This is a genomic window from Caldisericia bacterium (assembly GCA_030018355.1).
In the GTDB taxonomy this organism is placed as follows: Bacteria; Caldisericota; Caldisericia; order B22-G15; family B22-G15; genus JAAYUH01.
Genome location: JASEFN010000001.1, coordinates 26,845 through 47,247 on the forward strand (window position 1 = coordinate 26,845; position 20,403 = coordinate 47,247).

Genomic DNA, 20,403 nt, shown 5'->3' on the forward strand with positions numbered 1-20,403 from the left:
AAATGGAAGAAAAAATTCAAACAATTTATAAAGGATTGTGTCCTAATTGTGGAAATAATATATCTTCAGAAAGACTTTTAATGGGTCTTCCATGTGATAATTGTTTAAAAGAAGAAGTCTCTAAGGAAAATTTGTGCGAATTTATTTTAGAAGGAAAAATAAAGAGTATATGTGAATTAAAACAAAATTTAAATGATTTTAAAAAGATTTTTATCTCCTCTATAAATTTTGAACCCTGGTCTCTTCAAGAAACTTGGGCAATAAGATTTTTCATGGATACCTCTTTTGCATTAATTGCCCCGACAGGCATTGGAAAAACAACTTTTGGGCTTATCTTATCAAAATATATTGTGGAAAAAGAGTTGGGGAAAGTGTATCTTATTTTTCCAACAAATCTTCTTGTAAATCAAGCAAAAGAGAAACTTTTGAGTTTTGGAGTTAATGAAGGAAAAATTCTTGCTTATTCTTCAAAATATTTTAAAACTAAAAAACTTCAGGATCAGGCTAAAAAAAGAATTAAAAGTGGCGATTTTAATATATTAATTACAACAACAAACTTTTTATATAAAAATTTTGAAATCTTCCCTAAGGGTGAGTTTAAATTAATTTTTATTGATGATGTTGATTCTATTTTAAAGAAAGCCAAAAATATTGATAAAATTATCTATCTTTTTGGTTTTGAAAAGAGCGATTTGGAAAAAGTTTATCAATTTATAAATTTAAAGAAAAATTTACTTAATAATGAATCAAAAGAGAACGAAAATTTTATTAATAAATATAATGAATTGAAGGAAGAAATTGAGAAAATTAAAAATAAAAGAAAAGGAGTTTTAATTGTCTCTTCAGCAACATCAAATCCAAAATCAACTAGAATTTTACTATTTAGAGAACTATTTGATTTTGAAATTGGTAGAACTCAAATAAGTTTAAGAAATATAGAAGAAATATATGAAAATTTGGTTGAAAAAGATTTATATTCATTAAGTTTAGAGAGAATAAAAAAACTTGGAAATGGAGGTCTTGTTTTTCTATCAGGTGATAAAACAAAAGAGGATTTAGAGACTTACATTGATTTTTTAAATAAAAATGGAGTTAAGGCAATATCATATGAAGATTTAGATAAAAAATTGAATGCTTTCAAAAGAGGAAGAGTAAAAGTTGTAGTTGGATTTTCAAGTTTTAAAAATCCACTTGCAAGAGGTCTTGATCTTCCAGAAGTAGTTAGATATGCACTTTTTCTTGGTGTTCCAAAAATAAAAATTTATTTGAAATTCGAAAATTTTAAAGGTATATACTATTTCTTACTTTCTCTTCTTCCAATATTAACTAAAAAGAAAATTATAACAGATGAAGAAAGTAATAAATTATATAAAAACATGAAGTTTCTTGAATCATTTCTATTTATAGAAGAAAAAGATATTTCCAAAATAAAAATTTCTAAAATCGAAAAAATAGTTGAAGAGATAAAAGAAATCTTTTCAAAAGAGGAAAATTTAAAAAGATTTGAAGAATTAAAAGATATTGAAATCAAAAAAGAAAATGATGTTTTAACAATTTTTATTCCAGATATAATTGGATATGTACAAGCCTCAGGAAGAGTTTCAAGACTTTATCCAGGAGGCCTTACTAAGGGTTTATCATACATAATTGTTGATAACATTCGTCTTTTTGAATCACTAAAAAGAAAATTAAATTGGATGTTAGAAGATTTTGAATTTAAAGAAATAGATAAAGTTAATATAGATGAAATTTTAAGAGAGATTGATAAAGATAGAGACAAAGTAAAAAGAATAAAGAAGGGTGAAAAGATAGAAGAAAAAATTGATTTTACAACTTCTCTTGTTGTTGTTGAATCACCAAATAAAGCAAGAACAATTGCAAATTTCTTTGGAAAACCTCTTAGAAGAAAAGTTGGAGATATTGATGTTTATGAAATTTCAATAGAGAATAAATTCTTAATAATTATTGCAACAAAAGGTCATATTTTTGATCTTAATAAAGAAGAAGGCATTTTTGGAGTTTTAAAGAAAAATGGAGAGTTTATACCAATATTTGAACCAATAGATGAAAATAGATTTAAAATAATTGAATCAATTAGAAACCTTGGAATTGAAGTGAAGGAGATCTACCTTGCAACTGATCCTGATACAGAAGGTGAAAAAATAAGTTTTGATATATTTTTAACTATAAATCCAATAAATCAAAACATAAAAAGAATTGAATTTCATGAAGTCACAAAAAAGGCATTTATAAATTCAATCAAAAATATGAGAGATATAAATTATGACCTTGTAAAATCTCAACTTCTAAGAAGAATTTCAGATCGCTGGATAGGTTTTACAGTATCACAATATATTCAAAGAAAATTAAACTCATTGAATCTTTCTGCTGGAAGAGTTCAAACACCTGTTTTAGAGTGGATTGTAAATAGATATTTTGAAAGGAATAGAAAACTATTTGTTGTTAGTTTAGAAATAGATGAAGAAAAAATAGATTTTGAATTTGAAGATAAAAATTTTGGTCAATGGTTTTTTGTAAATGTTAAGGGAATAAAGGTAGTAAAAGAGAGTGAAGAGATTGAGGAAAACTATATAAAACCTTTTACAACAGATACTCTTTTATCAAACTCATCAAGTAAACTTAAATTTTCTCCACAAAAAACAATGGAACTTGCTCAAGATCTTTTTGAGTTAGGATTAATAACCTATCACAGAACTGACTCAATAAGAGTTTCTGATGCTGGAGTAAAAGTAGCAATTGAGTATATTAAAGAAAATTTTGGGGAGGAATTTATAAAGGTAAGGACATTTGAAAAAGAACTTCACGCACATGAATGTATAAGACCAACTAGAAGCGTCGATTCAGAGGAGTTAAAATCTTATATAATATACTCCAATATCCAAGGAGTAACTGATGAACATATTAAACTTTATGATCTTATTTTTAAACAATTTATTGCTTCTCAAATGAGAGAGGTTAAAGTAAAAAAGATAAATATAAGATATATTCCAATTTGTGATTCAAAAGAGATGCCAGACTTAGGAAAAAAAGAGAAAAAGTTAGCACAAATTGTACAAAATGGTTATAATTTAATTTTGCCAATAAAACTTGATAAAATTTATGAGGGTGAATTTAAATTTAGAAATAAAAGTTACTATTATAAACCAGTTTCTCCTCCATATACATTTGCAACTCTTATTCAAGAAATGAAAGAAAAGGGAATTGGAAGACCTTCAACTTATGCAATAACAATAGACAAACTTCTTAAAAGAGGATATATTTATGAAAAAGGTGGTTTTCTTTTTCCAACACAACTTGGAATAGAGGTTATAAATTTAATAAAGAAAAGAAAAGACATTTACTCTTTTGTTAGAGAAAGTTATACAAAAGAACTTGAAGAAGTGATGGATAAAATAGAGAGTAGAGAGAGTGATTATAAGATTGAACTGAACAAACTTTATGAAAATTTGAAAAGAGAAAATCTCTTATGAGAAATTTTAAAAGAAATTTAACTTTTGCTCTCTTATTAAGTTTAACTGTAATCATTCTATTATTTCTAATATCTTTTTTAAAAGAAGGAAGAGAAATTTTCAATGTTAAATTAAATTATAAATATATTTTATATGCGTTTCTCTTACTCATATCAATATGGATTTTTGAAGTTTTAAGATTAAAAATTTTACTAAAATTTTTTAATATAAAATTATCTTCTCTCTATTTGCTTTACACTTATCTTCTCTCATATTTCTTTTCAACAATAACACCAATGGGAATTGGTGGTTTTATAGCAAAAGTTTATCTTATATCAAAAAAGAGAAATTTTGAAGTTGGAAATATAATAAGTATTTTAACATTTCTTTATCTTTTTAACATGTTTATTTATCTTATAATTTCTATTGTTCTTATATTTTTTATTAAAAATTTAACAATAAGTTTTAAATTTGGTGAGAGATTGATTCTATTTCTCATAATATTTATTTTTCTATTAAGTTTTGTTATTTTTCTTATAACAATAAAGCCAGAGGTTTTTAGACAAATAGCACATAAAATATTAAATCTATTTAAAAAAATAGTTCAAGAAAAAAGAGAAAAAATAGAGAAATTAATTGATGATAATTTTTCAAGATTTGTTGATGGAATGAGAAGAGTAAAAAATTTAAATTTAAAAATTATTCCAATATTTCTATTAACAATTTCGTCTTTTATCTTTTTAAATTCACTTTCATATTTTTTAATCAGATCTTTAGGAGTTCATGTTAATTTTTATAATCCGTTTCTTTTACAATTTATCTATCACTTCTTTGCTGGTTGGAGTATAACACCTGGAGGAAGTGGTATAACAGAAGCAATTTATTCTACATTATTTTTAACTCAAGTTGAATTACCAAAAATTTTACCACTTGTAATTCTTTTTAAATTTTTTACATATTACATATATATAATAATTGGTGGAGTTTTAACTTTTAAAGAAATAAAGGAGTTCCTTGAAATTAAAAAAATTTATGAAGAGGGAAGAAGTTATTAAAAAATTTTTAAAAGAAGAGGAGAGACTCAAAAGGAGTTTTCAAATAAAAAAACTCGAAAAAGTTCCTAATATTATTGTTTTTCTTGATTCATCATATTTTAATGATAAAATTATCTCTTGCTTTTTGTTTTATGATTTTATTAACAAAATTACACTAAAGAAAAAATATTTATTGAATAAGGTTAAATTTCCATATATACCAACATATCTCTCTTTAAGAGAGGGTGAATTTTATATAAAGGGGTTAAAAAATGAAAAATTTGATTTAATTGTGGTTGATGGTCAAGGAATTGCTCATCCGAGAAAAATTGGAGTTGCAACATATTTAGGTTTAAAACTAAATAAACCTTCAATTGGAATTGCAAAAAATCTTCTTTATGGAGAATATAATTCATTAGGAAACAAAAGATGGGATTTAAGTTTTATAAAAGATAAAGAAGGTAGTGTTCTTGGTTTTGCATTAAGAACAAGAGAAAATACAAAACCAATTTTTGTTTCAATTGGAAATTTAATTGATATAGAAGATATTCTTTTTATAATAAAAAATCTTGAGATAAAAACAAGAATTCCAGAGCCACTAAGAGAGGTTCATTTATATTCAAAAGAGTTAAAAAGGAGGATTTTTGAAAATATTCATAACAGGTGAAAGTGGAGTTGGAAAAACAACTTTAATTGAAGAAATAGGGGAGATTTTAAAAAGCAAAGGAATAAAAATATCTGGATTTATAACAAAAGAGGAAAGAAAAGATGGAAAAAGAATTGGTTTTAAAATTGTAGATCTTGTCTCTAAAAAAGAGTATCTATTTGCATCAAAATTGATCTCAAGTGAAATTAAATTTGGAAATTATTTTCTTCACATTGAAAATTTAGAAAAAGTTTTAAATGAATCATTAAAGATTCCCTTTAAATATTTAATAATCGATGAAATAGGGAAAATGGAGTTTTATTCAAATTTTTTTAAAGAAAAAGTTTTTAATCTTATGAAAAGTGAGAAAAATATAATTTCAGTTCTTCATAGAGATTTTGTTGATATTTTTAAAAATTATGGGAAAATTTTTATATTAACAAGAGAAAATAGAGATTCAATAAAAAAAGAGATTTTAAAATTAATTTAAAAGGAGATTAAAAATGAATAAAGAGAGTAAAGAGGGTGAGTTAAAGTGGGAAATTGATATACCACTTTTAAATAACAGGATATTTATGAAACAAATATTTTTTGCTTTTTTCATAACCTTTATTATAGTTTCAACACTTATGTCTATAATTTTTCTTTATCAGGGTGAATCTGAATCTATAAAAATGTTAATATTAATATTTTTTCTTGTCTGTTTAGGGCTATTTGTTTTATCAATTCTTGTTATGTTAATTATATTTGGAAACAAAATGACTCTAAGATTTACTATTAACAATAAAGGCGTCCTTTATGAAATGATAGATAAAAGAGGAAAAAAACTAACTAGTTTAGCTATAATTGCTGGTGCTCTTTCTGGTAAACCAATACCTACGGGTTCAGGACTAATTGCAAAATCTTCTGAAAAAGTTTTTATAAATTATAAAAATGTCATAAAAATAGAACCAAGAGATAGAGATAAAGTGATTCTATTAAAAAATAAATGGAGAACGCTAATAGCAATATATTGTAAAAAAGAAAATTATGATGAGGTAAAGAAGTTTTTAAATGAAATTTTTGAAACTTATAAAAATTAAATTTAAATAGATTAAAACTTTTAAAATTTAAAGGAGGTTATATATAAATGGGAGATATTCTTGAAATTATTAAAACAAGGAGAAGTATAAGACATTATAAAAAGGAAAAAATAAAAGAAGATGAGATTTTAAAAATCTTAGAAGCAGGAAGGTGGGCTCCATCAGCAAGTAATAATCAACCATGGAGATTTATTGTAATTTATGATGAAAATCAAATAAAAAAGATAGGTGAAGTTGCAAAAATATTAACTATAAACAATTTTGTTGCATCAGCGCCTTTAATAATAGTTATTTATACTGAAAGAAAACATAGATGGGTTGATCTTGATTGTGGAATGTGTGCAGAAAATATGATGCTTGAGGCTCACTCTTTAGGAATTGGAAGTTGTTTTATAGGAGCATTTAGAGAGAATAAATTAAAACAGATCCTTAATTTACCAAAAGATTTCTATATTGTTGGTTTAATAACATTTGGATATCCAGAAGGAGAAATAAAAGCAAAAGAAAGAATTGAACTTTCTCAACTTGTTAAATATAATTACTACTCTAAAGAGAATTTTAAACCTAAATTAAACTTTAAAAATATTTTTCTTAATATAATTGGAAAATTTTTCAAAAGCAAATAGACTAATTTATTTACCATTTGATGGAAAAGGTTATTTTATAGAAAGAAAAAACAAATTTCTTGGATTAATCGAATTTAATAAAAAAATTTTTGAAGCACATATACATGACCCAGGTAGATTAGAAAAAATTCTTTTCAAAGGAAATGAGATATTATTTCAAAAAAATTTTAATCCAAAAAGAAAAACAAAATATGAAATTATTTTTGGTAAATATTTAGATGAATTTATTTTGATTAATTCAAAATACCATAATAGCATTGCAGAAAAATTAATTTCATTAGGATATATTAATGAGATTAAAAAGTTAAAATTGATAAAAAAAGAAGTTAGAATAAACGAAAGTAAAATTGATTTTTTGGTTATTAATGAAGAGGGTAAAGAGTATTTCATAGAAGTTAAAGGATGCACTCTTGAAAATGAAAAGGTTGCTCTTTTTCCTGATGCTCCAACTAAAAGAGGTTCAAGACATCTTAAAGAATTGTGTAATTTATTAGAAAAACATAAAAATTCTATATTAATTTTTCTTATATTTACAAAACAAGCAGAATATTTCTCACCAAACAAAGAAATTGATAAAAATTTTTATGAAAATTTTATAAATTGTATAAAAAGGGGATTAAGTGTTTATTCATTTAGAATTGAATATAACATTAATGATAAACATTTATACTTGAGTCAAATTATACCATTAAAAATTATTTAACTTCTTTTTAATTTTATTAATTAAATACTAATTTTTAAATAAAATTTTTTATATACCTCTTGACAAAATTAAATAATATGTTAATATTATTAAAAGAAGGTTTAATATTTTAAAAAGGAGGTATTTCATGAAAGTTTTAACAATCAACGCAGAAAATTTTTTAAAAAGAAAGGAAAAAGAAATTAAAAAAGTTTTTAATTTTAATGAAAAAAAGTTAAATAATGTTATAATTGAGACAGGCAAAAGATTAATATTATCACCTTTTAATAGTTTTAAATAATAGGAGGAGACTATGAAAAAATTACCATCAAAGTGCCCATCATGTGGAGCAAATTTAATAATAACAGAACTCGCTTGTGAAAAGTGTAAAACAATTGTAAGAGGTGAGTTTCCTCTTAATAGGTTTCTTTTACTTTCGCCTCAAGAAGAAAATTTTCTTCTTGTATTTTTAATTTCAAGAGGAAATTTAAAAGAGGTTCAGGAAAGATTAAATATTTCTTATCCAACTGCAAAAAGTCGTCTTGAAGAAGTAATAAAATCGTTGGGTTTAAGTGAAGAGGAGAAGAAGGAAAAAGAAGAAAGGGAAAAAGGAAAAATTGAAAAAATTGAAGATATATTAAAAAAAATTGAAAGTGGAGATTTAACAGGAGAAGAAGCCTTAAAATTGATTGAGGAGGAAGAGAATGAGTGAAAGAGATGAACTTATTAAAAAAATTCAAGAACTATTTAATCAGGGAAAGATAAGTGAATCTATTATGAAAAGATTGATTGATGAGGTTAATAAAAGATTAAAGGAAGAGAAAATAGAGAAAAGGTTTAAAAAAATTTTTCTTGAATCAATATCTGAAGATATAAAAATTATTGGAAGAGATGATATAAATGGAGTTGTTTTTGATTATGGAAAAGAGGGTTTTAATATTGAGGAGAAAGAAGATGCTCTTTATATAAGATCCAAAATTAAAAGTCTAAGTATCAATATAAATATTCTTGGATTTTTAACAAAAGAGGAGTCTTTAGGTGAAAGTTTAAAAATTTTTGTACCAACTGATGTAGATTTATTTGTAAGCACTATATCTGGAGATATAAATATTGAAAACATAAGTGGATCTTTAAAAGTTAAAAGTGTTAGCGGTGATATTGAAGTTAAGAATATTGATGGTGAAATCGATTTATACTCAATTAGTGGCGATATTGATGTAGAAGAAATTAAAGGTAATTTTAAATTAAATACAAAATCTGGAGATATAAATGCAAAAAAAATTAATAAAAGCGGATTTATTAAGAGTTATTCTGGTGATATAGAAATAAAAGAAGGAGATTTAGAAAAAGGGTATTTTTCAACTTTCAGTGGCGACATCTCACTTTTAAATATTTCACTAAAAGAATCGATTGAAATAAAAACAATCTCAGGAGATATTAATTTAATTACACCAACAAAAGACATAGATATAATAATCGACACAAAAACTGGCGAGGGAGAAATTGTTTATGAAGGAGAGAAAACAAAAATAACAAAAGGTGAAATTGGTTTTGGATTAAAGGACAAGATATTAAACATTAAAACTTTAAGCGGGAATTATAAAATTGAAGTTGTTTAAGTTATCCTCTTTAATTTTTTTGAATAATAAAGGGATGTATCAAGTTCTTTTAAAAGATCTTCATAAATTAATTCTGAACTTAATTCTTTTGCTTTTGTGGACAAATTAGTGTAATATTCTAAAAAGTTAATTGACCCATAAGAAATTCCAACATTTAAATTTTTTATTGAATTTGAAAATATTTTTCTAAATTCTCTATTTATTCTTTCCATTACTATTTCTGGTGTTGGGGGAGGAGTATTTGGAAGAAGAATAAGAAATTCATCTCCACCATATCTAAAAACAAAATCAATTTTTCTTACATTTCTTTTTAATAAATTACCAAAATTAATTAAAAAATTGTCTCCTTCAAGATGCCCATAATTATCATTAATAGATTTAAAATTATCAATATCAATCATAATAATTTGAAAGTTTTCATTTCTTCTCAAAAATGTTTCAATATTATAAAGTACAACTTCTTTAAATTTTCTTCTGTTAAGAAGATTAGTTAAAGGATCTGTGCATGATAAATCTTCCAATTTTAAATTCAGTGCTCTAATATCTTTTATCGTCTCATCTTTTTCATAAATTGTTGAAATTATTTTTGAGAATGTTTTAAGGTATCTTAAATCTTTGTCTTTAAATTTTCCCACTTTTTTTGAATCAACATTTAAAATAGCAACAACCTCTCCCTTAAAAATTATAGGTACACCTATGTAAGATCTTAAGTCTGTCAATTTTATCCAATAAGGCACTTTATAAACATCATCAAGTTTCAGAAGGCGTTTTGTTTCTTTTATCTCTTCAAGATTTTTAGGTTTTTTTACTTTAAATTCATTTTCTATTTTATAAATTACATCATCTTTAATATTCTCCCATGCAACAAATTTATATTCTCCATTTCTAATTTCAATTATAGATGCTGAATCTGCATCAACAAGTTCTCTTGCAATTTTTAAAATATTTTTTAAAAAACTCTCTCTATCTCCTAAATAAGAAGTTAATAAAAGAGCCCCTTCTCTAATTAAATCTTCTATTCTTTTTTCTCTATTTAAATTTAATATAATTTTACTAGCAAAAAGAGAGAAAATTATTAAATACATACCCACTATTAAACTTCTTTGAAAAACAAATGGAAATGTTATTTCAACATTTTCTGATGAAAAGTAATTAATATAATTAAAAATACCAAAAATTGACCATAAACAAGAATAATATATGAGATAAAAGATAAAATTCCAACAATAAAGGATATATTAATAATTCTATATGCAGCAATTGATAATACTATAATTAAATATATTACAAAAAGTGAACTTGTTATTCCACCTGTATAATAAATTAGAATAGTTGTTAATATTATCTCAATAATAGATAAAAACAAATAATAATAGATAAAAATTTTCTCTGATTTAAATTTTCTGAAAACAAAATGAAAAAAGATTAATAAAAATAAATAAATTATTGATATATAAAGAAATGGCGAAAGTGGGTATTTTGTGAATTTAAAATAAAGAGACGATGTATACATTAATACACCAATAAGTGGTATTAATAATTTTAATTCAAAAACTTCATTTTCTATTTCGATTAACTCATCTTTAGATAAAACTATATTCATTTTTTATTTAATTATATCTTTATATTATAATAAAAGTCAAAAGGAGAAATTTTATGAAAGGAGTATATTTTGGTCATTATGAGGATTTTGAAGGAATAACAGGAGTTTCAGTTTTAATTTTTCCAGAAGGAGTAGTTGCAAGTTGCGATGTAAGAGGTTCTGCACCAGGAACAAGAGAAATCTCTCTTCTTGAACCAATAAGGTTAATAAATAAAATTCATGGTATATCTCTTGCAGGGGGAAGCGCTTTTGGTCTTTCTGCTGCCTCTGGTGTTATGAGGTATTTAAGAGAAAAAAATATCGGTTTTGAAACACCTTTTGGAAAAGTTCCAATAGTTTCATCTGCTATAATTTTTGATCTTGGTATTGGAAAGAGAGATGCCTTTCCAGACGAAGAGATGGGTTATAAGGCTTGTCTTTCCTTATCAGAAGAGCCTCATGAAGGCTCCTTTGGTGCTGGAACTGGTGCAACAGTTGGTAAAATTTTAGGGATGGATAGAGCAATGAAAAGCGGTGTTGGTTTTTATTCTGATAAAATTTTGGGGGTTGAAGTTGCTGCGTTTTCAGTGGTGAATGCTTTTGGTGATATTTATGAAGATGGAAAAATAATTGCTGGTGCAAGAAAATTAATTGGAAAAGGTTTTTTAAATACTGAAGAATATCTTAAATCTTTTTTAGGAAAACTTACAATAAGTAAAATTGAAAATACAACTCTTGTGGTTGTAATAACTGATGCAAAGATTGAGAAATGGGAGGCTAAAAAAATAAGTGAAATGGCTCATGATGGAATAGCAAGAGCAATAAAACCAGTTCATACTATGATTGATGGTGATATTGTTTTTACTGTTAGCACATGTAAAGGAAAAGAAATTGACCTTACAACTCTTGGAACTTATGCTGCAAAAGTAACTGAAAAATCTATAATAAGAGCAGTAAAGGTTTCAAAAAGTTTAGGGGGGATTCCCTCATATGAAGATTTAAAAAATTCTATCCAAGAAGATAATCAAGAATCATCATAACAATAAAACCTAAAATTATTGAAAATGTTGCCTCTTTTTCATAACCATTTTTATGACTTTCTGGAATAATTTCATCTGAAATTACATAAAGCATCGCTCCTCCTGCAAAAGACAAAGCAAATGGAAGAATTTTTATAAATATTTTTACAAGTAAAAAACCTAAAAAAGCCATTATTGGTTCAAAAATTCCTGTTAAAAATGAAATCCCAAGAGATTTTCCCTTTGAATATCCTTCACCAAAAAGGGGAAGGGCAACAGCAAGACCTTCTGGCATATTTTGAAGACCAATCGCAGTTGCAATTATAAAACCAGATTTAAAATCACCTGAACCAAAACCAACTCCAACAGCAAGACCTTCTGGCAAATTGTGAAGAGTAATTGCATAAATAAAAAGCCATATCTTTTTTAATCTTGAACTTGGTCCTTCGTTTCCTTTTATAAAATGGGTATGTGGGGTTATTTTATCAAGAATCGATAGAAATATAGCACCAGAAATTAATCCAAAGATTGTTATTAAAATTCCACCCATTTTAAGAGATGGTAAAAGTAAACTGAAAAAGGTTGCAGCAAGCATAACTCCTGCTGCAAATCCAAGAAGTGCATCTATATATTTAAATGAGATGTTCTTTTTTATAAACAAAATTGGTAAAGAACCAATTCCTGTTAAAAGTCCAGGAATAATAAGTCCTAAAAAAATTGCCCAATTCATCAAAAAAATTATATCAAACTTTTATTTGTTCAAGTGAAAATTTTAGTGCTTCAAAAGCAATATCAAATCTATTGGGACTAATTAATCCACCAATAGGTTTAAAACCATGACCTCCATTTTTAACTCTTATAAATTTAACTAAAATTCCTTCTTTTAATAAAGCATTATATAAAATCTCGCTTTGTTCAATTGGTACTGCATCATCCTTTTCGCCATGAATAATTAAAAATGGAGGATCGTCTTTAGATACATAATAAATAGGACTATATTTTAATAAATTATTTTCGTCAATTGAACCAAAAATGGGTATTAAACCATTTTTATTTGGCATTCTCGATAAATCTGTTGGACCAAAATAATCAATAACAAAGTTGACTCTACTTGAATATAAAAGATTTTCTCCAACATCAAAACCATTAGTTGAATCTGTTGTTCCTAAAAGAGAAACAAGATGACCACCTGCACTTGTTCCAAAAGCACCAATTTTATTTATATCTATTCCAAATTTTTCACTTTCTTTTCTTAAAAACCTTATAGCACTTTTGGAATCTTCTATTTGTGCTGGAAATTTATATTGAGGAGCGAGTCTATAATCTATTGAAACTACAATAAAACCAAAATTTCTAAACATATGAAATTCTGGATTGTTTCTAATATTTTCTTTTGAACCACTAACCCATGCTCCACCATGAATATACACAATACAAGGCAAAAGAGAATTTGCAAAATTTGGATAATATATATCAAATTTTAATTCAACTCCTTCAACCTTTTTATAAGTTATATTTTTTATATTTTTTCCTAAATTTGCTTCAACATAATCAATCAATCCATTTCCATCTGTGTCTTTTTTAAGAGGATTAAACATAAATTTATACTCTTCTTTTATTGTTAATGAATCATTATCATAATCACTATTTAAATTAATTGAGATTATTTTTATTTTATTTTGATCAGGAATCCATTCTATTTTATAATTTAATGCCTCAACAAAAACTCTTAATGGAACATAAGTTCTTCCTGAAATAATAATAGGCGGAACATCAAGTAATAATTTTTTATCATTAACAAAATAGTAGTTTGAGTTTATAAAAAATGAGATTTTAACAACACCTTTCAATGTATCAATATTAATATCTACTCTTTTTTCAGAACCATTCCAAAAAACTTTACCTCCGAGAATTTCTGTTATAAATCTTATTGGAACTAAAGTTCTTCCTTTTATAATTAAGGGTGGAGAATCAATTATAAATTTTTCATTATTGAAATATCCAAATTTTTCATTAACAAAAAGTTCAATTTTATTAAGGGCTTCTTCTGGCTGATTATCAATTTCAAAAAGAGTTTCAGGAACATATTTATTTTTATTATAATTTTCCTCCCATTCAATATATTCATTATACATTTCTGAAAATGTTGCCCATTTTATTTTTCCTTCCTTAACAAGAGGATCAACCACATTCTTTATAAAATCTTCAAGTAATTTAATTTGAAATTCTCCTGGATGAATAGTTATATGAAAAACATTTACTAAATTTTTAGATTTAACTGAAATAGACTTTAAGAGAAATTCTTTTAATTTATTAAACCACTCCTCATCGCTAATTTTGTTTTTATTTTTAAAAATTTCAGGATCATATAAACCCTCTGGAAGAAAAACTACATTTCCTTTAGGATCATGAATAACAAATTCATCAAGGTTAGCTGGTCCATCTGATGGCCTAAAAGGATTTATTCCAATAATCCTATAATCTGTCTCTTGAGTTTTGGGATTTTTATAATCACCAATAATTTTAATACCTGCACAAGATGCTGCTTTTAAAAGATCTTTATATAAATTTCCACCACTCATATATAAAATTTCATTTTTTACATTACATTTTTTAATTAAAGAGATCTCTTCTTTAATTACATTGCACCATTCATTAAAAGAAAGTAATTCAGAATTTTTTCCAAGATGAGCATCTTCATGAAAATGAAGCGCTATTTCATGTCCTCTTTTTTCAATATCACTAAGTAATGTCTCTTTTTTATTTATAATAACTTCTGTAAAAGGTGATTGAACTTGAATTGTTGCTTTACCATTATATTTTTCTATCATATCAAGAAAATTAAGTATATAATTTTTATGATTTTCAAATAATTGATCATTATAATAACCACCAACTTTTTGTAAATCTTTATTTTGAAATGTTGGACCGAGTGGTTCAATATGCATTCCAATTCCAAATAAAAGCGGTGAATTATTTTCATTTGTTTCACTTACTTTAGAAAGAATAATTTTACCATTATATCCTATAGATAAAATAATTAAAATTAAAAAAAATAAAATTTTATAATTTTTATTCATATATACCTCCTAATATAACTAATTTTTAGGAATTCCAAAGTGTTGAGCATTTACAAATCTTGCAATATCATGAAATGTTGAGTGAACAAAATCTCCAACTACAACAATTCCAAGTAGTGGATGATATACCATTCCATAATCAAATGCTCTATTATTTCCTAATCCAAGAAGATATGTCTTTTTAGGATCAGCGAAGGTACCAGTTGGATCTCTTAGAAGAAGTTGTATTACCTCATTGGGCCAATTTATTCCATCAGGTGAAAATGCAAATACATTATATTCTTGTAAATAACGAGCTAAAAGATAATATCCTTGTGGAGTAATTGCAATCGCTGGATCATGGAAATTAATATAAAGTTTATTAATATATTCCCAATGAAGTCCCTCGTCTTTAGACATAAAGAGCGCTAAACATCCTGGTCCTTTTCCATCAGATACAGTGAATATGCCAGCAAGTCTATTGTCTTTTAAACGAAAAACCCTTCCATGACCAATTTCAAGCCAAGGACTTTGAGGATCACCATTTTTGTTATCAATAACAACACCTTCATCTATAAATGTATATCCACCATCATTTGATATTGCAGATCTAATATGAAAATCTTTCGGAGCTCCTGGAGTTTTCAAAAGTTTTCCACAATTAGTAAAAAGTCTATATCTTCCATCTAAAAGTTTAATAACTGATGGTCCTTGTATTGCTCTCATTCGGTCGTTATCATCCTTTGCTCCCTCTATTGCTATTTCTTTATCTATCCAATTTAATCCATCATTAGATACAGCAACACGAATGCTATCTCCTATAGGGAGTGGTTGTGCCACATGATAATACATCCTCCATGTGCCATCTTCCATGATGTGAATATCTGGCATTCCAACCTCATGAATATTAACATTACCAACAGATTTTCCAAAAATTATCTTTTCAAAGTCATAGATTACTGAACCTGTAATAACAACTTTATTAAAAACTTGAGATTCTATAGATGGCATTATATTTACATCAAACTGATATACTTTTGCTTTAGGCATATCTGTAACAAAATATACACCTTCTTCTAAATTAAAATAACAATTACTAGGTATAGTTTTGCTTTTGTTTATCTTATAACTAGCAATAATATTATTAGTCTTTTTGTTTATCACAACAAATGTTTCTTCTCCATCTTCTTCTAAACAATTTCCAAACATTATATTATCTTTTATATCAAGTACTCTATCTATAAATTTCTCTGGTTGTCCTATGTTTAAAGGATTTATATTTACAGGATAAGGACCAAGATATATTTGTTTTGTAGATGGTAAAATTCTAAATATCTCCTGATTATATGTCTTAGGTTCAAGCCTCACTGGTACAGAGGCAATCTCTTTACCATTCATATCATATTGAATCAATTTACCCTGTTTATCAATATAAAGAAGAATGTATTTCCCATCATTTGATATTTGTACGTGCCACTCTCCAGGCCCTTCATCAAAAAGTGGAGTAGCTCCTTTTGGTTTTATTCTTTTACTCATTTTAGAATCAACATTAAGAATTACGAGATCTGCTGTCTCAGGAAACCCAGCCACAATAATTCCAGAATTCTCATTAAATGCCATATAACTCATTGTGTCTGATTTTGATCCTATTATGCCTAAAGATAATTTATCAATAACCTCAAATTTTTCTGTATCTATTACATATATTTTTGCTTCATAATGACTCATCACATACAATTTTTTTCTTGAAGGAGAAAAAGCCATATCTACAGGCCAACTGCCAGCAATTAGTGTATTAAACTCCCCTGTCTTTAAATTGTATCTATATATCTCACTACCACCAAGCCTGTTCATAATATACACTACATCTTTTTCTTTATCATATATTACTTCTTCAGCAGAAGATGCCACTCTATAAGTATTTTTTAATTTTCTTGAGTTCCAATCAATAATTGAAACACTAGCATCGCCACCATTACCAATACATAAATTGTTATGTGTTTTATCCAGTGCCATATTTTGTGCTTCAAATCTTACTTGAGTAGTAGATATATATTTCCCATCTTTTGCTCTATAAAAATCAACACATGATGGCTTACCACCTTCCTCTTTATTTGCATGGCCATCTTTAAATATTAAAGCAATTACACCTTTATAATACACCATAGAGTTTGGTAAATCTGCAATCTTTATGCTCCATAATTCTTTTCCTTTATTATCAATACAACTTAGTGCTTGACCTAAAAGATAAAAGTTTCCTTTTTCATCTATCGTAAACTCCTTTTCAGGTATTGTTCTTTTTGTTATTATAGAAATTATCTCGCTGATATTACCTTTATCTACATTTATTCTTGAGAATTTTAATATAGATTTACCTTTTTCACTAGACGACACAACAATTGATCTATAAAATTCAGACCAACAAAGGGATATTGGAGTATTAGTAAGCTTTATTTTTTTAATTTGAGAAAGTTGATCATTAAATACATATATAGCCTCTTCTTCCCTACATAGCACCAAAAGAAAACCAGAATTTTTATCAACTGCTATCTCAGGAAATATAAGTTTCTCATTTTTATTAGTAACATTTATCCCTTGATAAGAATATGTCCCTTTCTTTGAGCCAGATTTAAGATCAAAGGAACATATTCTTCCATCTGTTGTTACATAAAATAATGTTTTGGAGAGAGAAGATATTGCTAATTTTACATAATGTGTCCCAGAGAGTTCTGTATCAAAATAACGAAGTACTTTCCCAGAATCACTTGATACTTCATAAATACCACTAGTTAAAATACCTGTAAGGTAAATATTTCCAGTTGTTTCATCAACAGTAATATACATTCCTTTCAATATATTTGGAAAATTATGTCCTAACCTTAGAGAATTTATATCAATAATTCTTTTTAGAGTTAGCACCTTTAATTGATCAAGTTGAGGTTGTGGTAATTGTTGTTCACCTTCAGGTAATTTTATAAATATTTGAATAAAAAGTGAAACTGCTAAGAGCATTAAAATAAAAAAAATTATACCTTTTTTCAACCTCCGCCTCCTTCATTTATAAATACAAATTTTTGGATTTTTTTGTTACAAAATAAAATTTAATAAACCACCCATTAAAATTGCAAATATAATTTCAAAAATTGTTATAAGAAGGGCATTTAATAAACCAATTTCTCTTCTTAAAACTGCAAAAGTTGCAATGCATGGGAAATAAAAAAGTGTAACTATAGAATAAATTATAATCTGTTTTGGTGTCATAAAAGAAGTGACTTTCTCTGTTCCAAAAAGGGAGAAAAGCATTAAAAGAGTTAATTCTTTTCTTAAAATTCCAAAAATTAATGGAATTGATGTTAATGGAGGGAGACCTAAAAATTTTGTAAAAAATGGAGAAATTAAATTAACAAAATAGTTTAATATATTTGTTAAACTAAGTATTTGAAGTAAAAAACCTCCAAAAATGATAATTGGAAATGCAAAATAAATGAAATCTTTTATTCTAAACCACGATTGTCTTAAAACAATCTTTAATGATGGCTTTCTTAAAGGAGGCATCTCCATAATTAGACCATAACTTTTTCCAGGTACTAATAATGAGAAAATTTTCCCAACAATAAAAATGATAAGTATATCTATAATATAAACTATTAAAACATATTTAAAACCCAGAAAAACACCAACAAGACCAAGAATAACAATTGTTCTTGCACTACATGGCACAAGAGTAGCAAGAGTTGCAGTTAAAAATTTTTGCTTTTTTGTTTCAAGAATTCTTGATCCAAGAACTGCTGGAACATTGCATCCAAAACCAAGCATAAGTGGGAAAAATGCTTTTCCATGAAGACCAATAAAATGCATGAATGAATCAGTAAAAAATGCCATTCTTGCAAGGTATCCAGAATCTTCAAGAAGTGATAGAAGTATATAAAAAGGTATAAGATATGGAAGAGCAACTGAAAGTCCACCAATTACTCCATCTAAAATTCCATCAACAAAAATTTTTTTTGATAAATTTGAAATTGGTAAGTTAAGAAGAATAGTTTTTATTTTTTCAAATATTGTATCAAGAAAATCACTAATAATAGAACCAATACCAAAGATTGAATAAAATATTAAAAAGAGTAAGATTAGAAGTATTATATAACCAAAAAATGGGTGTAATAAAAATTTATCAAAATAATTTGAAAAATTAAATTTTTTTTCTTTTTTAATTAAAACTTCTCTTGTAATTTTATTACTCAAATTGTATTTTTCTTGGGTTAAAATAAGGGAAATTGGTTCCCCATGAATATTTTCAAGTTCTTGAGCAAGATTTTTTGCTTTTGAAATAATCTTTTCATCCTTAAATCTTTTTAGAACATCTTCATCATTTTCAAGTAGTTTAATTGCAAGCCATCTTTTTGGATATGAAGAATTTTCTGGAAGTTGATCCAGTAAAACTTTAATTCTTTCCTCAACCTCTTTCCCATACTTAATTTCAAATGGTTTAACTTTTATATCTTTCTCATAAATCTCAATACACTTTTCAATTAATTTATCTATTCCTTTATTTTCAATTGCTATAGTTGGAACAATTGGAACTCCTAAAATATTTTGAAGTTTATCTATATTAATTGTTAAACCAGTTTTTTCAAGTAAATCCATCTGATTTAGGGCAATTATTAAATTTACATTAAGTTCTATGAGTTGAAGAGTAAAAAATAGATTTCTCTCAAGATTAACTGCATCAACAACATTTATTACAAAATCTGGTTTTTCCTCTAAAATAAAATTTCTTGCAATTAACTCTTCTTCTGAATATGTTGAGAAAGAATAAATTCCTGGTAAATCAATGACTTTTATTTTATAACCTTTATAAATAAGATAACCCTCTTTTCTTTCAATTGTTTTTCCTGGCCAATTACCAATTATTTGATGAGATGCTGTCAATTGATTAAATATTACACTTTTACCTACATTTGCATTACCAGCAAGAGCGATTACGAACTCTTTTTTCTTACCCATATTTTTGAAACAACTCCTCTTCCAAGTGCGAGATTATAGCCTCTTACAGAAATCTCAATTGGTCCAAATGGTGCTTTTCTTAAAATTTTTATTTTTGTATTTGGAGTCAACCCAAGATCACATAATCTTTGAACAAAACCTCTACCACCTCTTATTAAAACAACCTCAACTTCTTCGCCTTCTTTTACCTCAGAAAGAGGAATTAAACTTTTATATTTATCTTCTTTTATGTGATGTTCAATTTCACAAGCCTTTTCATGAGCAAAATTTTCAGGTACTCCAATGTTTTTTAAAAAATCTTCAACAAACTCATGTTTATTTTTTATATCCTCTCCTTCAATTGATCCCTTTTCTGTTAATAATATTTTTCCATTCTCAATAATTATTTTGTTTTCATTAATAAGTGAATTTAATATCTCATCTAAATTTATAAAATTAAACTCCTTTTTTATCTCTTCTGTTGATGCTTCTCCTTTTTTTCTAAATAAATATTCTAAAATCTCTTCTTTTTCCTCTTTCATATATCAAATTCCTGAAAAATATTTTCAATTATATTTTACCATATAAATAAAAAGAGTAG

At 26.1% G+C, this 20,403-nt stretch carries 18 protein-coding genes; 11 read left to right on the forward strand and 7 right to left on the reverse strand.

From position 1 onward, the window contains the following. Positions 1-2 precede the first annotated feature (2 nt). From rgy to QMD25_00205, 10 genes are all read left to right on the forward strand, one after another. Positions 3-3,491, forward strand: a complete 3,489-nt coding sequence (rgy, locus tag QMD25_00160; protein ID MDI6860416.1) for a reverse gyrase — start codon at positions 3-5, stop codon at positions 3,489-3,491. Beyond that, positions 3,488-4,525, forward strand: a complete 1,038-nt coding sequence (locus QMD25_00165; GenBank protein MDI6860417.1) for a lysylphosphatidylglycerol synthase transmembrane domain-containing protein — start codon at positions 3,488-3,490, stop codon at positions 4,523-4,525. The genes rgy and QMD25_00165 overlap by 4 nt, the downstream gene beginning before the upstream one ends. Then, positions 4,503-5,171: an endonuclease V gene (locus QMD25_00170; protein ID MDI6860418.1), complete on the forward strand. Its 669-nt coding sequence runs from the start codon at positions 4,503-4,505 to the stop codon at positions 5,169-5,171. Before QMD25_00165 ends, QMD25_00170 begins: the two co-directional genes overlap by 23 nt. After that, on the forward strand, positions 5,149-5,640 hold the full coding sequence (locus tag QMD25_00175) for an NTPase (protein MDI6860419.1): 492 nt from the start codon (positions 5,149-5,151) through the stop codon (positions 5,638-5,640). Before QMD25_00170 ends, QMD25_00175 begins: the two co-directional genes overlap by 23 nt. A gap of 13 nt (positions 5,641-5,653) precedes the next feature. Beyond that, a complete protein-coding gene (locus tag QMD25_00180) occupies positions 5,654-6,232 on the forward strand; it encodes a hypothetical protein (protein MDI6860420.1) in 579 nt (192 codons plus the stop codon). 47 nt (positions 6,233-6,279) lie between these two features. After that, positions 6,280-6,858, forward strand: a complete 579-nt coding sequence (locus QMD25_00185) for a nitroreductase family protein (protein ID MDI6860421.1) — start codon at positions 6,280-6,282, stop codon at positions 6,856-6,858. After that, positions 6,833-7,561 (forward strand): DNA/RNA nuclease SfsA, encoded by a 729-nt coding sequence (gene sfsA, locus QMD25_00190; GenBank protein ID MDI6860422.1) that lies wholly within the window; start codon positions 6,833-6,835, stop codon positions 7,559-7,561. The genes QMD25_00185 and sfsA overlap by 26 nt, the downstream gene beginning before the upstream one ends. A gap of 127 nt (positions 7,562-7,688) precedes the next feature. After that, positions 7,689-7,841 carry a hypothetical protein gene (locus QMD25_00195; GenBank protein ID MDI6860423.1) on the forward strand — a complete coding sequence of 51 codons (153 nt, stop codon included), beginning with the start codon at positions 7,689-7,691 and terminating at the stop codon, positions 7,839-7,841. A 12-nt stretch (positions 7,842-7,853) separates the two neighbouring features. Then, complete coding sequence (locus tag QMD25_00200; GenBank protein MDI6860424.1) at positions 7,854-8,252, forward strand: DUF2089 domain-containing protein; 399 nt, start codon at positions 7,854-7,856, stop codon at positions 8,250-8,252. Further along, complete coding sequence (locus tag QMD25_00205; protein ID MDI6860425.1) at positions 8,245-9,159, forward strand: DUF4097 family beta strand repeat-containing protein; 915 nt, start codon at positions 8,245-8,247, stop codon at positions 9,157-9,159. The genes QMD25_00200 and QMD25_00205 overlap by 8 nt, the downstream gene beginning before the upstream one ends. Here QMD25_00205 and QMD25_00210 read toward each other — a convergent pair. Together QMD25_00210 and QMD25_00215 are read right to left on the reverse strand one after the other, a co-directional pair. Beyond that, positions 9,156-10,244: a sensor domain-containing diguanylate cyclase gene (locus QMD25_00210; protein MDI6860426.1), complete on the reverse strand. Its 1,089-nt coding sequence runs from the start codon at positions 10,242-10,244 to the stop codon at positions 9,156-9,158. The two genes, QMD25_00205 and QMD25_00210, sit on opposite strands and share 4 nt — an antisense overlap. 38 nt (positions 10,245-10,282) lie before the next feature. Beyond that, a complete protein-coding gene (locus tag QMD25_00215; GenBank protein MDI6860427.1) occupies positions 10,283-10,762 on the reverse strand; it encodes a hypothetical protein in 480 nt (159 codons plus the stop codon). Between the two features lie 53 nt (positions 10,763-10,815). Here QMD25_00215 and QMD25_00220 point away from each other — a divergent pair, with 53 nt between their 5' ends. Then, positions 10,816-11,781 (forward strand): P1 family peptidase, encoded by a 966-nt coding sequence (locus QMD25_00220; protein MDI6860428.1) that lies wholly within the window; start codon positions 10,816-10,818, stop codon positions 11,779-11,781. On the opposite strand, the gene QMD25_00225 is transcribed toward QMD25_00220, so the two are convergent. Genes QMD25_00225 through QMD25_00245 form a run of 5 tightly spaced genes read right to left on the reverse strand, consistent with a single transcriptional unit; the run spans position 11,750 to position 20,344 of the window. Continuing rightward, positions 11,750-12,490: a ZIP family metal transporter gene (locus tag QMD25_00225; GenBank protein MDI6860429.1), complete on the reverse strand. Its 741-nt coding sequence runs from the start codon at positions 12,488-12,490 to the stop codon at positions 11,750-11,752. The genes QMD25_00220 and QMD25_00225 overlap by 32 nt on opposite strands. A 13-nt stretch (positions 12,491-12,503) precedes the next feature. Beyond that, entirely contained in the window at positions 12,504-14,840 is a 2,337-nt protein-coding gene (locus QMD25_00230; GenBank protein MDI6860430.1) for a stalk domain-containing protein, read from the reverse strand. Positions 14,841-14,858: 18 nt separating this feature from the next. After that, positions 14,859-17,861: a hypothetical protein gene (locus QMD25_00235; protein MDI6860431.1), complete on the reverse strand. Its 3,003-nt coding sequence runs from the start codon at positions 17,859-17,861 to the stop codon at positions 14,859-14,861. 45 nt (positions 17,862-17,906) lie between these two features. After that, entirely contained in the window at positions 17,907-19,823 is a 1,917-nt protein-coding gene (gene feoB / locus QMD25_00240; protein ID MDI6860432.1) for a ferrous iron transport protein B, read from the reverse strand. After that, the gene (locus tag QMD25_00245) at positions 19,799-20,344 is read right to left on the reverse strand and encodes a metal-dependent transcriptional regulator (GenBank protein MDI6860433.1); all 546 of its coding nucleotides are present in this window, start codon (positions 20,342-20,344) and stop codon (positions 19,799-19,801) included. The genes feoB and QMD25_00245 overlap by 25 nt, the downstream gene beginning before the upstream one ends. Between the last annotated feature and the right edge of the window lie 59 nt (positions 20,345-20,403).

Bases quoted from the DNA above. Each gene is read 5' to 3' on its own strand.
- rgy (MDI6860416.1), top strand. From the start codon at position 3: ATGGAAGAAAAAATTCAAACAATTTATAAAGGATTGTGTCCTAATTGT.
- QMD25_00165 (MDI6860417.1), top strand. From the start codon at position 3,488: ATGAGAAATTTTAAAAGAAATTTAACTTTTGCTCTCTTATTAAGTTTA.
- QMD25_00170 (MDI6860418.1), top strand. From the start codon at position 4,503: ATGAAGAGGGAAGAAGTTATTAAAAAATTTTTAAAAGAAGAGGAGAGA.
- QMD25_00180 (MDI6860420.1), top strand. From the start codon at position 5,654: ATGAATAAAGAGAGTAAAGAGGGTGAGTTAAAGTGGGAAATTGATATA.
- QMD25_00185 (MDI6860421.1), top strand. From the start codon at position 6,280: ATGGGAGATATTCTTGAAATTATTAAAACAAGGAGAAGTATAAGACAT.
- QMD25_00195 (MDI6860423.1), top strand. From the start codon at position 7,689: ATGAAAGTTTTAACAATCAACGCAGAAAATTTTTTAAAAAGAAAGGAA.
- QMD25_00200 (MDI6860424.1), top strand. From the start codon at position 7,854: ATGAAAAAATTACCATCAAAGTGCCCATCATGTGGAGCAAATTTAATA.
- QMD25_00205 (MDI6860425.1), top strand. From the start codon at position 8,245: ATGAGTGAAAGAGATGAACTTATTAAAAAAATTCAAGAACTATTTAAT.
- QMD25_00210 (MDI6860426.1), bottom strand. From the start codon at position 10,244: ATGTATTTAATAATTTTCTCTCTTTTTGCTAGTAAAATTATATTAAAT.
- QMD25_00215 (MDI6860427.1), bottom strand. From the start codon at position 10,762: ATGAATATAGTTTTATCTAAAGATGAGTTAATCGAAATAGAAAATGAA.
- QMD25_00220 (MDI6860428.1), top strand. From the start codon at position 10,816: ATGAAAGGAGTATATTTTGGTCATTATGAGGATTTTGAAGGAATAACA.
- QMD25_00225 (MDI6860429.1), bottom strand. From the start codon at position 12,490: ATGAATTGGGCAATTTTTTTAGGACTTATTATTCCTGGACTTTTAACA.
- QMD25_00230 (MDI6860430.1), bottom strand. From the start codon at position 14,840: ATGAATAAAAATTATAAAATTTTATTTTTTTTAATTTTAATTATTTTA.
- feoB (MDI6860432.1), bottom strand. From the start codon at position 19,823: ATGGGTAAGAAAAAAGAGTTCGTAATCGCTCTTGCTGGTAATGCAAAT.
- QMD25_00245 (MDI6860433.1), bottom strand. From the start codon at position 20,344: ATGAAAGAGGAAAAAGAAGAGATTTTAGAATATTTATTTAGAAAAAAA.